The sequence below is a fragment of the Chryseobacterium aurantiacum genome, assembly GCF_003020585.1.
Lineage (GTDB): Bacteria > Bacteroidota > Bacteroidia > Flavobacteriales > Weeksellaceae > Chryseobacterium > Chryseobacterium aurantiacum.
In genome coordinates, this window is record NZ_PXUE01000002.1 from 954,922 (window position 1) to 968,863 (window position 13,942).

Here is a 13,942-nt window from a genome sequence, read left to right on the forward strand (position 1 = left end):
TTCATTTAAATTTTTACACTTTCCAATGCCTTTGGTAAGTATGAATTGGGAAAGATATTTCTGGCTTCATCTGTGAACACCGTCAAATCGGCATACCTGTTGGAAAAATGCCCTAGAATCAGTTTTCCTACCTGGGCTTTTTGAGCAATAGTAGCCGCTTCCAACGCTGTAGTATGTCCTGTATAATCTGCCATTTCTTTCAAATCATGCAAAAAGGTAGATTCGTGGTATAAAACCGTTACATTTTTAATAATCGGAATTACAGATTCAAGATATCGGGTATCACTACAAAATGCATATGATACGGATGGAGCTGGCTCAAGGGTCAGAACTTCATTTTTAAGGACATAGCCATCACTTAATACAAAATCTTTTCCGGCCTTTATATTATGGTAATCACAGGTTTCAATTTCGCTGTATTTAGCAATTTCCTGCATGTTAAGATGCCTGTCTTTGGGTTTCTCTTTAAAAAGATAACCGTTACAGTAAATTCTGTGATCTAAAGGAATGGTATATACCTCTACTCTATTATCTTCATAAATTTTTTCAGAATAGTCCTTATCCAATTCATGATAAACCACCTCAAAACCACGGTGGGTTTCTGTAATCTGAAAAATAGTTTCCATCATCTTCTTAATCCCTTTGGGTCCATAGACATGCAATGGATTATCTCTTCCCAAAAGACGGAAAGAGGCAATAAGCCCGGGAAGGCCAAAGCAATGATCTCCATGAAGATGAGAAATAAAAATATGGTTGATTTTTGAAAATCTGGCTTTTGCTTTCCTCAGCTGCACCTGTGTTCCTTCACCACAATCGATCAGAAAGAGTCTTTCTTCCATTTCCAGCAACTGGGCCGTTGGTGAAGTATTGATAGTCGGAATCGCCGAGTTAAAACCTAATATTGTTAAATAAGTACTCAAATCAATAGTTTATTGAAACAAATGTACGACAGAAAATTGAAAACGTATATTTTACCGTCAAATTTAAAGGGAAAAGCATAGTGAACCATTCCACTGGAAAAGAGAAATGGCTCTTCTATTAGCTTGTTATATTTTAATCAGTCACTTTTAAAAAATCCATAAACAAGTCTAGTGCCTGTTTACGGTGGCTGATTTTATTTTTATCTTCAGGATCCATTTCTGCAAAGGTTCTTTCGTATCCCTCAGGAACAAAAATCGGGTCATAACCGAATCCTTTGAACCCTTTATTTTCAGTCAATAAATTCCCATGAACTCTTCCTTCAAAGTATTGAGCCCCATTTTCATCATAATAGCATAAAACAGTAACGAAGTAAGCCTTTCGGTTTTCTATTCCCTGTAGTTCTTCCAATACTTTTTCAATATTTTTTGCAAAATCATGATCTCCTGCATAACGGGCTGAGAATATTCCTGGTCTTCCATCCAGAGATTCTACTACCAAACCACTGTCATCACCTAAACTTGGAACTCCCGTCTTTTCAAAACAATACTTTGCTTTAATTAATGCATTGGCATGAAAAGAATCTCCATCTTCTATAATTTCTTCGTGAATATTATAATCTGTAAGGCTTTTAACCGTACATTCATTACCAAGAATCTGCTGAATTTCTTCTTTTTTATGTTCGTTGTGTGTAGCTACTAATAATTCCATTTCTATATTCATTTTCAATTTTACTTTTTTAACCCGGTTCATTACATTTCAGTATAATGTACTTTATACTTTTTCATAAAAAGATAATAAAATAAAGAAAAAAGCACAATTCCTACAGCCAGAATAAGCCATTCTGAAACATTAAAAACCTTTGCAAAACTTTCATCTTTACCGTAAAGCACCAATAGTGACAGGGTTAAATTATTAAACGCATGCAACAATATCGGCATCAGTAAAGACTTTGTTTTATGATATACCAATCCCAGCACACAGCCCAGCATCACTGCACTGATAAACTGCCACGGGTTTCCATGAACCACCCCAAAAATAATGGAAGCATACAAAATAGCCTTCCATGGTTCTACTCCTTTATTAATTAGTCCTTTTTGGATGATCCCCCTAAATATAATTTCCTCAAAAATAGGAGCCATAATCACGGTCATGATGATCATAATTACAGGACTCTCGGTCAATTGACTCATCAATTGGACAAAATATTCATAAAAATCGCCAAAGAAAGGTCCTGTTGTTGGGATCTGAGCTGCAATAAATTCCGAAATAAACATCATCCCAGTCATCATTGGAAAGATGAGAAGATAGGTAGAGAAATTAACAGAAGATAAATTAAAGTTAAGCTTCTTTTGGGTGGTACGCCTTACAATAAAAAAATCAAAAAAGGCAATAGCCGTAAGGAAACCTACAGAGTTAGCAACCATCAAAAACCAATCTTTAAGCTCAAGATTTTCTTTGAAAGCTACCTTCCAAAAAGTGCTGAATAAAGAAACAGCCATTGTTCCCACAAACAATCCAACGACTAAGGTAACACCGCCTAGCCATGTAAAAGTAAACTTCGGATACCTGCTATTTTCCATTCTATTTCTCTGTAAAAAATTATAAAAACAAAGATAATTTTTTTGAATACTACAGGCAACTAAAAAGGAAAATACTTATTTTCGTTGCTACCATAAATATTACAAAAAATAAGGTTCTCATTCCCCTGAAAGAACATTGTTCTAATTTATTTGAAAACCTCATAAAAAATCACGATTTTTGCAACTTCAAAATACGATATGTCAGACTTAATCAAAGAAATACAAAAAAGAAAGACCTTCGGGATCATTTCCCACCCGGATGCCGGAAAAACAACCCTTACAGAAAAGCTACTACTTTTTGGGGGTGCCATTCAGGAAGCAGGTGCGGTAAAGTCCAATAAAATAAAAAAAGGAGCTACCTCCGACTTTATGGAAATTGAAAGACAGAGAGGGATCTCTGTAGCCACTTCCGTATTGGCTTTTGAATATAAAGACCATAAAATTAATATCCTTGATACCCCCGGTCACAAGGATTTTGCTGAGGATACCTATAGAACCTTAACGGCCGTAGATTCTGTAATTGTTGTAATTGACGTAGCAAAAGGGGTTGAGGAACAAACTGAAAAATTGGTTAAGGTTTGTAGAATGAGAAACATACCGATGCTGGTATTCATCAATAAACTTGACCGTGAAGGTAAGGATGCTTTCGATTTGCTGGATGAAGTAGAGCAAAAATTAGGATTGAGAGTTGTACCTCTTTCCCTTCCAATTGGTATGGGAAGTGATTTTCAGGGAATTTATAATATCTGGGAGAACAATATCCAGTTGTTCCTTGAAGAGAGAAAACAAAAGGTAGGTGAATCCATCACTTTTGATGATATCAGCGATCCTTCCATTGATGAGGCGATAGGTCCAAAAGCTGCTCAAACATTGAGAGATGAGCTAGAGCTTATCCAATCTGTATATCCGGAATTCAGCCGTGAAGATTATATGAACGGTGATCTACAACCGGTTTTCTTTGGTTCTGCATTAAACAACTTTGGGGTACGTGAATTATTGAATGCATTCATTGAAATTGCTCCAATGCCACAACCTAAGGAAAGTGATCTTCGTATGGTAAAGCCGGAAGAAAGTACTTTCACAGGATTTGTTTTCAAAATCCATGCTAACATGGATCCTAAGCACAGAGACAGGCTTGCATTCGTAAAGATTGTTTCCGGAACATTCAAAAGAAATGAAAACTATCTATTGGTAAGAGAGGGTAAAAAGATGAAGTTCTCTTCGCCCAATGCATTTTTTGCCGATAAAAAAGAGGTGGTAGAGGAAAGTTTCCCTGGTGATATTGTGGGTCTTCATGATACAGGGAGCTTTAGAATTGGTGATACTTTGACAGGTGGTGAAAAACTGAGCTTCAAAGGGATTCCAAGCTTCTCTCCTGAACATTTCCGTTATATTAACAACAATGATCCGCTTAAGGCTAAGCAATTGGCAAAAGGTATTGATCAGTTAATGGATGAGGGAGTTGCACAGCTATTTACCCTTGAAATGAATAACAGGAAAATCATCGGAACTGTGGGAGCACTTCAGTACGAGGTTATCCAATACCGTCTGGAGCATGAGTATGGTGCAAAATGTACTTACGAACCTTTATCCATGCATAAAGCTTGCTGGGTAGAAGCAGATGAAAAATCTGAAGAGTTTAAAGAATTTGCAAGATTAAAACAAAGGTTCCTTGCCAGAGATAAATACAACCAGTTGGTATTTTTGGCAGACTCATCATTCACTATTCATATGACGCAGGAGAAATTCCCGAATGTGAAGCTGCATTTTATTAGTGAGTTTAAAGACAACCAATAATATAAGAAAGCGCAAAATTGCCAAAAAAAATACAGGTCCGCAGATAACTTCTGCGGATTTTTTTTATGAAGTCTGTTTAAACTTAACCGTAAAAGTCACAAAAGGTTTTATTTTTCTAACACTTTAGTACACTTTAAAAAGTGTAAGGAAATACTGCACAATTAAGTTCAGATAAGATGAAAATCTTTGATTTTCAACAAAACTTGAGTGTCCTTACTTGTACACAAAGTATATCACTTAAATAGCTTAAGTGTTTAAAAAGCTTTTGTATATCCTTTGTGGTTTAATAAAAAAGTTTAAACAGCTTTATGATATGATTTCTGAAAACCACCCCGTCAAAAATTCTTTGAATTTTCGCCAACCCTCCGAATGAGGGGAATTTTTAGATTTCCAATTTAATATTGAGGAAAAAGGCAAAGCTTTCCAATAATTTCATGCTTCAAACGTAGAAAAACGCTTTGTAAATCTTTTGTAAAACAAATACAACACATTGAAAATCTAATCATTATAATTTTACGAATATAATACATTTCATTTACAAGGACTTCAAAAGCTTCATGACTAATTTTACTTCATCAAAAAATTAATGTTATGAAAAAGTTCATTTTACTAGCAGTTGTATCGGGCACATTTATTATGTGTGGTAAAAAAGGTGAGGTTTCAGCATCTAAGATTGGTGAAGCTGTACAAAGTATAGACAGTGCTGCTACTGTTGCTACAGAAGCTCTTGATAATGCCAATACAACAGCCAGCCAAGCTTTGGATTCTGCAAGCATAAGAATAAAAGATATTGAAAACACAAAAAATGACATCCAGCAGAAAATAGAAAATACGTCCAAAATTGTAGATTCTTTATCTGATAAAATTGCTTCTACAAAACTGGAATCAAAAATTGAGAAAAAAGATTCTGCAACCAAGAAATCTGAAAAAATTGTAGTGAATGTTCCTGCTCCAAAGGTAATCAAGGAAACGAAAATCATTTATAAGGATAAACCTAAAAATGACAGCTATGAACTGAATATGCCAAAAGATAAGATGGTAAAAACCGGATATCTTGTAATAAAGGCTGACAATGCAGAAACTGTAAAGGAAATTATTCGTGAAGAATCTGTTAAAAATAACGGTTATATTAAAAGTGAAAGTCTTTCCTATGCAGAATCTACCAATCGTAGTGATGAAAATCAAAAAATATACAGCATAGCCATCAAGGTTCCTATTCAGCATTTTGACGGCTTAATGGAAGCTCTCAACACCAACATAGGAGATATCGAGACTAAAGATATTCAGGTTTCAGGGCGTAATTACGCTGACAATACCATTTGCAACATCAATATAAACATTATGGATAAAACTGAAGCTGAAAAAGAACCTAAAACTTTCGGTGGCAAATCACTGGCGGCGATAGAGTCAGGTTGGGATGTCATTACTTCCATTTTTTTGTTTCTGCTTCCATTGTGGCCTGTATTTCTAATTGGTGGTATTGGATACTATTTTTATAAAAAGAAAAACAAAAATATTCCTAATAAAGATTCTCAATAGATTTTAAAGTCCATCCTCAGGGGTGGATTTTTTGCTTCAATATGTTTGAGAGGACGGTTTATTTATTTTAAAGACGAAAGTCCACACCTATTGAACATTACTACAACGATTGATATATCATTAAAATATTACATAATAAATTAGCCCCGATAGCAACGGTTACCCCGCAGCAAGAACCGGACAAAGTATGGAGCGAGGAGTATGAGTGTATAGCGGGAAAAAGCTCCTGAAAAGAAAAAGGCCTCCAAACCGGAAGCCTTTCATATTATTTCATATTCACTACTTTGTCTACCACAAACTTTGTGTTTCCTCTCCACGGAAGAGCGCCATTATATTCTTTGTAATGGAGGTCAAAGGTTTTGCCGCTGTTGGTTTCCAATTGCTTGAAAACTTCAGGGTCATCTACAGAAAACTCAAACTCATAGCTTGTAAGGCCTCCTGTTTTACCTTTTCCGAAGCCTTCCTGAATCAGTTTACCTTCATAGGTTTTGAAGATATAGCCTTTTTTCATGGCATAGTTCAGATATCCGGATTTCACGCCTTCTCCGAAAACGAAGAAGTACTTATACCATACAAATACTCCTAACAATAGCAGTACAACGCCTAGGGTGATCCACAAAGATTTTTTCATAGAATGTGTGTGTTTTATTAAAATTATTTTGCAATACTTCTGGAGATCACGATTTTCTGGATTTCAGAAGTTCCTTCGTAGATCTGAGTGATTTTTGCATCTCTCATTAGTCTTTCTACGTGGTATTCTTTTACATATCCGTATCCACCGTGGATCTGTACAGCTTCAATAGTAGTGTCCATTGCTACCTGCGAAGAGTATAATTTTGCCATTGCACCGCTTTCAGAGATATCTTTTCCAGCATCTTTTTCGCAAGCTGCCTTAAAGCACAGCATTCTAGCCGCCGTAATCTGAGTTGCCATATCCGCTAATTTGAATGCAATTGCCTGGTGATTGATGATCTCAGTTTTGAAAGCTTTTCTTGTTTTGGCATATTTCAACGCCATTTCATAAGCTCCTGATGCAATACCTAAAGCTTGAGAAGCAATACCGATTCTTCCACCGTTCAATACAGCCATAGCAAAGTTGAATCCGAATCCATCTTCACCAATTCTGTTTTCTTTAGGAACTTTTACATTGTTGAAGATCAAAGAGTGAGTATCACTTCCTCTGATTCCCAGTTTATCTTCTTTTGGTCCTATTTCAAAACCTTCCCATCCTCTTTCTACGATGAAAGCATTGATTCCCTTATGTTTTTTCTCAGGATCTGTTTGTGCAATTACAATATAGTAAGAAGCAGTTCCTCCGTTTGTAATCCAGTTTTTGATCCCGTTTAATAAATAGTAATCTCCTTTGTCTTCAGCAGTTGTTTTCTGAGAAGTTGCATCAGAACCAGCTTCCGGCTCAGATAAAGCAAATGCTCCGATTACTTTTCCACTTGCCAATGGAGTAAGATATTTCACTTTTTGTTCTTCAGAAGCAAACTTTTCAAGACCGGCACAAACCAATGAATTGTTTACAGACATTACAACAGCTGCAGATGCATCTATTTTTGCAATCTCCTCCATTGCCAGCACGTAGGAAACGCTGTCCATACCTGCTCCTCCATATTTTGGGTCTACCATCATTCCTAAAAGCCCCATTTCACCCATTTTCTTCACCTGCTCTACAGGGAATTTCTGGTCACGGTCTCTTTCAATAACTTCAGGTAATAATTCGTTTTGTGCAAAATCTCTTGCTGCCTGCTGAATCATCAGCTGTTCTTCCGATAAATTAAAGTCCATAAAAAAAATAATTAGATAGCCGTAAATTTACACTTTTTAAGCAAATCTGAAAAAATAAATTGGAATGGTGAAAAAGCCTGAAATAAAGGAGACTGGAAGCGCTTTTGGATTCAGGTAGTGAAAAATGGAAAACCATGGAAATCCCAAAAGGAAGTAAAACAAAAACGATGGTATTTTTTAAAAGCATCATTTGTGGAGTAATATAACAGTAAAGTCGTCTCTATCAAGCTTACGGCCTCTTTTTTGATAAAAAATATTATGGTTAGCATTTAACTAAATTTCAATTATTAGGATCAGAGGTCTACAATTAAAAAAAATGCTTATATTTAAATTTCTTTATAAATTATTTAAAAAATCATGACGATCAAAAGATTATTCGATATTCCGCACTATGCTTTAGAAAAATATCCTAAAATGGATATGTTTGTTACAAAGTATCATGGTGAATGGAAAAAAACTTCTACGCAGGAGTTTATCAATGAGGGAAATAAGATATCCAGAGGATTATTGAAGCTAGGTATAAAACCTGGTGATAAGATCGCTTTGATAACCACCAATTCCCGCACGGAATGGGCTATTATGGACTTTGGACTTTCACAAATCGGCGTTGTTTCAGTACCGGTTTACCCAAGTATTTCCTCAGAGGATTACGAATTTATCTTCAACAATGCAGAAATACAGTATTGCTTTGTTTCTGATAAGGAACTTCTTAATAAGGTAATGAAGGTAAAGCATAATATCCCAAGTTTACAGGGAATTTTTACTTTTGATAATATAAGTGGAGCGGCCAACTGGAAAGAAATCATGGATTTGGGAGAGGATGAATCCACTCAAATAGAGGTTGAGGATCTTTCCAATGCCATCAATACTGAAGATCTGGCAACAATTATTTATACTTCCGGAACTACGGGAAGACCTAAAGGGGTAATGCTTACCCATAATAATATTGTATCTAATGTATTAGGTGCTATCCCAAGGATTCCTAAGAAAAAAAGCCTTGACTATAAGGAAACAAGAGCATTGAGCTTTCTTCCTATCTGTCATATTTTTGAAAGAATGCTTTTTTATCTGTATCAATACAATGGTTTTTCTCTTTATTTCGCCGAAAGCATTGAAAAAATGGGTGAAAATGTAAAAGAAGTGAAACCTCACTATATGACTGTGGTACCTAGATTGATAGAAAAGGTATATGATAAAATTTATAATACAGGATCTTCTGCAGGTGGATTAAAGTCAAAGATTTTTTTCTGGGCTTTAAATCTTATTTCCAAAAAGAAGGTCATTTCCAAACCATCAGGAATTCAGGAAATCATTGCTGATAAACTGGTTTTTTCCAAATGGAGAGAAGGTTTAGGGGGTGAAATTGTTACTCTGGTTTCCGGATCTGCAGCATTGTCTACAAGACTAAATCTTATGTTTCAGAATGCAGGGATTCCAATTTTGGAAGGATATGGCTTAACAGAGACGTCTCCTGTAATTTCTGTAAACAGTTTCAGCAAAATGAAAGTAGGAACGGTAGGTATACCATTGGACAATCTAAAGGTAAAGATTCAGGAAGATGGTGAGATTACCGTAAAGGGACCTTCTGTATTTAAGGGGTATTTCCAAAACGATGAGATGACCAAGGAAGCTTTTACTGAGGATGGATTTTTCAAGACAGGAGATATTGGACATATCGACAGTGAAGGATTTTTACAGATTACAGACCGTAAAAAGGAAATGTTTAAAACATCCGGTGGTAAATATATTGCTCCTCAAACCATTGAAAATCTTGCTAAAGCTTCAAAATTCATTGAGCAGATTATGGTTGTGGGTGATGGTGAAAAAATGCCATGCGCACTGGTACAGCCTGACTTTGAATTTGCAAAGAACTGGGCCATGAGAAATAACCTCAGCATAGGCTCTACACCGGCTGAAATTGCTAAAAGCACTGAGTTGAAGCAAAGAATTGAAAAGGAAATTGAAAAAATCAACGAGCACCTTGGAAACTGGGAGAAAATCAAAAAAATTGAACTTACCCCTGAGGTTTGGAGCATTGAAGCAGGACTTCTGACACCAACCCTAAAGCTGAAGAGAAAAGCAGTAAAAGAAAAGTTTATTGCTCTTTACAATAAAATGTATGATCATCAGGAATAAAATACAAAAACCGCTTCATCACGAAGCGGTTTTTTGTTTGTGTCTTGCCCTGAAAAAGGTTGACAAAAAAAGCTGCTTCATTTCTGAAACAGCTTTTGTATTGTTTAAAATCAAATAATTAGAATTTAATTACTGATTTCATTTTGTCGTTTTCTTCCATTACCAACTCGTCGTCAACAAGGATTTTCCCAGAATGCTCATCAATAATGATTTTCTTTCTCTGAGCAATTTCCATTTGCTTTTGTGGAGGAATAGTAAAGAATGATCCTTTTGGAGCCCCTCTTTCTAATCCTACTACAGCAAGACCGTTGATAGAGTTTGTTCTGATTCTGTTGTAAGAAGCCAATAATCTTTCATCAATTTTACCAGCGAATTCTTTAGATTGCTCTATTAAGTATTCTTCTTCTTTTTGAGTTTCAGAGATCAAACCATCCAATTCTTCTTTCTTGAATTTCAAGTGGTTCTTTAAATCGTCGATCTTTGAAGTTAGTTCACTTAAAGTTTCGTTTTTGTGAGCAATTTTAACTCCGAATTCCTTAATTCTTTTTTCAGCAAGTTGAATTTCCAGATCCTGGAATTCAATTTCTTTCCCTAATGCTTCAAACTCTTTATTGTTTCTTACATTATCCTGTTGAGATTTATACTTCTCAATTAAAGTTTTTGCATGGTTAATAACTTCATGCTTTGTTTTGATCTGATCGTCCTGATCTTTAATGTCTGCATGAAATTTTTCAGCTCTTTTTTCAAGACCTTCAATCTCGATTTCAAGATCTTCAACTTCAATTGGCAATTCTCCTCTAGTATTTCGGATTTCATCCAATCTTGAATCAATGATCTGTAAATCGTATAAAGCTCTTAATTTTTCTTCAACTGAAATATCGTTGGTTTTTGCCATATTTAAATGAAATAATTTACTGGGTTTGTTTTTTCAATAGATTTTGAAATTGCAAATGTACTAAATTTTTGTGAAAAAATTTCAAATAATTGTTGAGTTACAAATTGTTCTGATTCATAATGTCCTATATCACAAATCAACATTTTGGACTCTGCCAGGAAATAGTCATGGTATTTAATATCTCCGGTAAGGTAAACATCACATTTCTTGGAAACTGCAGAACGGATTCCGCTGGCTCCGGAACCTCCCAAAACCCCTACTCTTTTAATTTTTTTGTTGTTGAAAGAAGAATGTTTTATGACTTCAAGACTGAACTTTTCTTTTACCAATCTCAGGAAGTCCTTTTCATCCATCTCTTCTTCCAGATCACCATACATTCCCAGTCCGGTATGTTGGTTTTTGTTATCCAGACTATATATTTGATGAGCTACTTCCTCGTATGGATGAGCGTTTTTCATTGCTCCGATGATCTGCCCTTCCTTATGGTTTTCAAAAATTACGGAAATCATATCTTCATCAGCATTCTCGCGGATATTGTGTTCTCCGGAAAAAGGGTTTGAACCTTCTACCGGTCTAAAGGTTCCGTTTCCGTTGATGGTGAAGCTGCATTCGTCATAAAACCCTATATTTCCCGCCCCGGCAGCAAACATGGCCTCTCTTACTTTATCAGAATGTTCCTTGGGAACAAAAACGGTCAGTTGCTTTAGGTTTTTTTCCTTTGGCTGAAGAATTTTCATATTCTTTAATCCCAATTGACTGCATATTCCATGATTGACTCCAAAGAAATCATTATCAAATGCTGTATGAATGGCATAAATAGCAATTTTATTTTCAATAGCCTTTAAAACGGCTCTTTCTACATAATTTTTTCCTGTTAAGGACTTTAAACCTGAAAATATAATAGGATGAAAGCATACAATAAGGTTACAGTTTTTTTCAATTGCTTCTTCTACTACATTTTCCAAGGCATCATGGCAAACAAGAATTCCGGAAACATCACGATCGGGAACCCCGCACAGCAATCCTACGTTATCAAAATCCTCCGCCTGTCTGATGCTTATCTCTTCTTCTATTTTTGAAATTACAGTTCTTAGCTTCATTAGTCTATATTTTTACAGTTACAGCGAAGATATTAATTTCCCAAGGATTCCGAAAAAATTTTATCTGTCTATAAAAAAAGTCGGACTTTTCAGACCGACTTCAATTTGTGTTTTTAAAGTATTATCTTTAATCTTTGAAGAGGGACACCCTTGTAAAGGAATCCACCACTACACCACAGGATATGTCAGACTCCATGAAAAGTTGATATCCTCTACCCGGATCCAGACTGGCTGGATCTGCAATGGTATAGAAATAAAAGGTAAGCAGGTTACCTACTCCACTTGAGCCGCTTGGAACCAATTGAATAGAATTGATTTCAAAGCCAGAATCAGGGTTTTTGAAAGTTGCTTTTACAGATCCTGAAGAGTTGGATCCCGGAGTTATATTAGCTATAAGTCTCCAAACATGTACCTGACCATAGATTTCATTTTCTCTCCATTTACCTGTTGCTGCAGTATAAATATTAGCTGTACCTCCCGGAAAGGGAACTGTGGTTTCCGGCCAGCTTGTGGTGGGGCTTGCAGCAAAGACCAACGGTGTTGTGTAAGTCACCTGTTGCCTTGCTCCATATCCATTTCCTGCAGCGTTTAAAGTAAGGGAGGGTTTCACATTTGCGTTTCCAGAATTCACTTTAACGACACCGTCATTACCAGCCTGAGAAGATGTGGGAACAAAAAGCTGTCTCCAGAGGGTACCATCCCAATACTGGAAGTTATTCGTTGTCGTATTAAAAATAAGAGTTCCTGCAGTAAGGTTAGCATTTACAACACCTGCAGGAGGCACTGTTAAAGCATCATTATCAGCTAAATAAGTATTTCTGTCCGTATCCGTAAGTCGAGGAATAAGAATACCTTTCTGATTGGAGACAACATCAAGCACTGTTGCTTCATTGGGATTCGATGTATTAATACCCACCTGTGCAAACATAAGAGTACCTACACAAAGTGGAATAAACGAGGTTAAAAATTTTCTCATGATCTTATGTTTTGTTGAATAAAATTACAAACAATAGTTAAAAATATGTTAAAAAATAAATTTTTATATGTCATATTTTATTTGTAAATTGTAATATATAAACCACTGTAAACCATTACTTTAAAGTGTAATAATTCACTTTTAAATGAAAGAAAAACAGTTAACATTTCGAACATTCTTTTAACAATCATATATATAACCTATACTTCATGAAAATTATTAACTTCGCTGTGAAATAACTGAATGTACATGGAAAGAGAACATAACCTTGTTCCTGAAGACAAACTTTGGAAAAGATTCCTTTATCGAATAATTTACCGCTCCGATACGAGGCTCGGAAAACTGTTTGACATCATATTACTATCTTTAATCCTTGCAAGTACTGCCATTATTATGATGGAAAGTGTACCCCAGCTTGATAAAAGATTTCATTATACTTTTTTGATTCTTGAATGGATTATTTCTGTTTTTTTCACTGCTGAGTACACTATGCGAATTGCTGTGATAAAAAATAAGCGCAACTATATCTTCAGTTTCTTCGGAGTCATTGATTTTCTTGCCCTGGTTCCTTTCTTTCTTAGTTTTTTCTTCCCGATTACCAAGTATTTTCTAATCTTCAGAATGCTGAGAATGCTAAGGATATTCAGGATTTTTAATTTACTGGACTTCATGAATGATGGTTACCTGATTGTAAGAGCATTAAAGAACAGTTCAAGAAAAATCTATATATTTCTCCTGTTTCTAATCATCTTTTCGGTCATTGTAGGATCATTGATGTTCATGGTGGAAGGTGGCCGTCAGGGCTTTGAAACAATCCCTCAGTCAATTTACTGGGCTGTAGTAACGGTAACTACTGTAGGGTATGGTGATGTATCTCCGATCACTCCAATGGGGAAGTTTTTTGCGGTTATTCTGATGCTTGCCGGTTATTCCATTATTGCGGTTCCTACGGGAATTGTAACTGCAGAAATGCGAAACAAAAGACAGAACCTGGAAATGATCTGTGACCGTTGTGGCAATGAAGATATTGATGATGATGCAAGGTACTGTAAGCAGTGTGGCAAGAAATTAGCTTAATATTAGATATTAGTTTAATCTATTCACCAAATACCACAAAATCATGGAACCAAAAAAGAAAAATAAACCTAATAGTTTAGTGATTATTCTCTTCGCACTTATTGCGCTGATGATTATCATTTATTTT

The 13,942-nt window shown here is 35.6% G+C and carries 12 protein-coding genes; 4 read left to right on the forward strand and 8 right to left on the reverse strand.

Annotation, left to right across the window (positions count from 1 at the left end):
* Positions 1 to 5: 5 nt before the first annotated feature.
* From C7D53_RS10695 to C7D53_RS10705, 3 genes are all read right to left on the reverse strand, one after another.
* Positions 6 to 920, reverse strand: coding sequence for a ribonuclease Z (locus tag C7D53_RS10695; RefSeq protein WP_106916476.1), 915 nt, complete (start codon positions 918 to 920; stop codon positions 6 to 8).
* A 133-nt stretch (positions 921 to 1,053) separates the two neighbouring features.
* A complete protein-coding gene (gene rdgB, locus C7D53_RS10700) occupies positions 1,054 to 1,635 on the reverse strand; it encodes an RdgB/HAM1 family non-canonical purine NTP pyrophosphatase (RefSeq protein ID WP_106916735.1) in 582 nt (193 codons plus the stop codon).
* Positions 1,636 to 1,670: 35 nt separating this feature from the next.
* On the reverse strand, positions 1,671 to 2,501 hold the full coding sequence (locus tag C7D53_RS10705; RefSeq protein WP_106916477.1) for a CPBP family intramembrane glutamic endopeptidase: 831 nt from the start codon (positions 2,499 to 2,501) through the stop codon (positions 1,671 to 1,673).
* Between the two features lie 198 nt (positions 2,502 to 2,699).
* On the opposite strand from C7D53_RS10705, the gene C7D53_RS10710 reads away from it, so the two are divergent.
* Both C7D53_RS10710 and C7D53_RS10715 read left to right on the forward strand, forming a co-directional pair.
* Positions 2,700 to 4,298: a peptide chain release factor 3 gene (locus C7D53_RS10710; protein ID WP_106916478.1), complete on the forward strand. Its 1,599-nt coding sequence runs from the start codon at positions 2,700 to 2,702 to the stop codon at positions 4,296 to 4,298.
* A gap of 591 nt (positions 4,299 to 4,889) precedes the next feature.
* On the forward strand, positions 4,890 to 5,837 hold the full coding sequence (locus C7D53_RS10715; RefSeq protein ID WP_106916479.1) for a DUF4349 domain-containing protein: 948 nt from the start codon (positions 4,890 to 4,892) through the stop codon (positions 5,835 to 5,837).
* A gap of 265 nt (positions 5,838 to 6,102) precedes the next feature.
* Here the strand turns inward: C7D53_RS10715 and C7D53_RS10720 are convergent, their stop codons facing one another.
* Both C7D53_RS10720 and C7D53_RS10725 read right to left on the reverse strand, forming a co-directional pair.
* Positions 6,103 to 6,468 carry a hypothetical protein gene (locus C7D53_RS10720; protein WP_076353844.1) on the reverse strand — a complete coding sequence of 122 codons (366 nt, stop codon included), beginning with the start codon at positions 6,466 to 6,468 and terminating at the stop codon, positions 6,103 to 6,105.
* 23 nt (positions 6,469 to 6,491) lie between these two features.
* Complete coding sequence (locus C7D53_RS10725) at positions 6,492 to 7,631, reverse strand: acyl-CoA dehydrogenase (protein ID WP_076353842.1); 1,140 nt, start codon at positions 7,629 to 7,631, stop codon at positions 6,492 to 6,494.
* Positions 7,632 to 7,988: 357 nt separating this feature from the next.
* Here C7D53_RS10725 and C7D53_RS10735 point away from each other — a divergent pair, with 357 nt between their 5' ends.
* Positions 7,989 to 9,767: an AMP-dependent synthetase/ligase gene (locus tag C7D53_RS10735; RefSeq protein WP_106916481.1), complete on the forward strand. Its 1,779-nt coding sequence runs from the start codon at positions 7,989 to 7,991 to the stop codon at positions 9,765 to 9,767.
* A 118-nt stretch (positions 9,768 to 9,885) separates the two neighbouring features.
* Here the strand turns inward: C7D53_RS10735 and C7D53_RS10740 are convergent, their stop codons facing one another.
* From C7D53_RS10740 to C7D53_RS10750, 3 genes are all read right to left on the reverse strand, one after another.
* Positions 9,886 to 10,662: a zinc ribbon domain-containing protein gene (locus C7D53_RS10740; RefSeq protein WP_106916482.1), complete on the reverse strand. Its 777-nt coding sequence runs from the start codon at positions 10,660 to 10,662 to the stop codon at positions 9,886 to 9,888.
* 2 nt (positions 10,663 to 10,664) lie between these two features.
* Entirely contained in the window at positions 10,665 to 11,762 is a 1,098-nt protein-coding gene (locus C7D53_RS10745; RefSeq protein WP_106916483.1) for a Nif3-like dinuclear metal center hexameric protein, read from the reverse strand.
* Between the two features lie 127 nt (positions 11,763 to 11,889).
* Positions 11,890 to 12,738 carry a hypothetical protein gene (locus C7D53_RS10750; protein ID WP_228422285.1) on the reverse strand — a complete coding sequence of 283 codons (849 nt, stop codon included), beginning with the start codon at positions 12,736 to 12,738 and terminating at the stop codon, positions 11,890 to 11,892.
* Between the two features lie 249 nt (positions 12,739 to 12,987).
* On the opposite strand from C7D53_RS10750, the gene C7D53_RS10755 reads away from it, so the two are divergent.
* Positions 12,988 to 13,815, forward strand: a complete 828-nt coding sequence (locus C7D53_RS10755; RefSeq protein WP_106916484.1) for an ion transporter — start codon at positions 12,988 to 12,990, stop codon at positions 13,813 to 13,815.
* Positions 13,816 to 13,942: the final 127 nt, after the last annotated feature.